This is a genomic window from Spirosoma endbachense (assembly GCF_010233585.1).
GTDB classification, from domain to species: domain Bacteria; phylum Bacteroidota; class Bacteroidia; order Cytophagales; family Spirosomataceae; genus Spirosoma; species Spirosoma endbachense.
On the sequence record NZ_CP045997.1, the window covers coordinates 2,748,102 to 2,748,980 of the forward strand.

The following is an 879-nucleotide window of genomic DNA, read 5'->3' on the forward strand; positions in this document are numbered from 1 at the left end:
GCGCCCAGTGTGGCTAATGCTATCCCGCCCCAGTCGGCCACGGTGGGCAGTGGGTTTAGCTATCTCATCCCAGCCAACACCTTTACCGATACCGAGACACCCGCCAGTCTAACCCTGTCGGTCAGTAGTCTGCCTGCCGGATTGAGCTTTACCGCTCCGGCTACCATCTCGGGAACGCCCTCCACTACGATCGGATCGCCTTTCACCATCACCGTGAAAGCCACCGATCCGGGTTCGCTGACCACCAGCACAACCCTGGTGCTCACCGTCAGCCCTGCTCCTATCGTGAATACCGCCCCTACGGTGGCTAATGCCATCCCACCCCAGTCGGCCACGGTGGGCAGTGGGTTCAGCTATCTCATCCCGGCTAACACCTTCACCGATACCGAAACACCCGCCAGTCTAACCCTGTCGGTCAGTAGTCTGCCCGCTGGATTGAGCTTTACCGCTCCGGCCACTATCTCGGGAACGCCCTCCACTACCGTCGGATCGCCTTTCACCATCACCGTGAAAGCCACCGATCCGGGTTCATTAACGGCCAGCACAACCCTGGTCATTACCGTTAGCCCCGCCCCGATTGTGAACACCGCGCCCAGTGTGGCTAATGCGATCCCGCCCCAGTCGGCCACGGTGGGCAGTGGGTTCAGCTATCTCATCCCAGCCAACACCTTCACCGATTCGGAGACACCTGCCAGCCTGACCCTGTCGGTCAGTAGTCTGCCCGCTGGATTGAGCTTTACCGCTCCGGCTACTATCTCGGGAACGCCCTCCACTACCGTCGGATCGCCTTTCACCATCACCGTGAAAGCCACCGATCCGGGTTCATTAACGGCCAGCACAACCCTGGTCATTACCGTTAGCCCCGCCCCGATTGTGAAC

Annotated in this window: 1 protein-coding gene; it reads left to right on the plus strand. The window is 60.4% G+C overall.

Translation table 11 applies throughout. The annotated features are described in order from the left end of the window. Positions 1-879 (plus strand): putative Ig domain-containing protein (locus GJR95_RS10865; protein ID WP_174260263.1); only part of this gene is annotated, 879 nt, incomplete at both ends.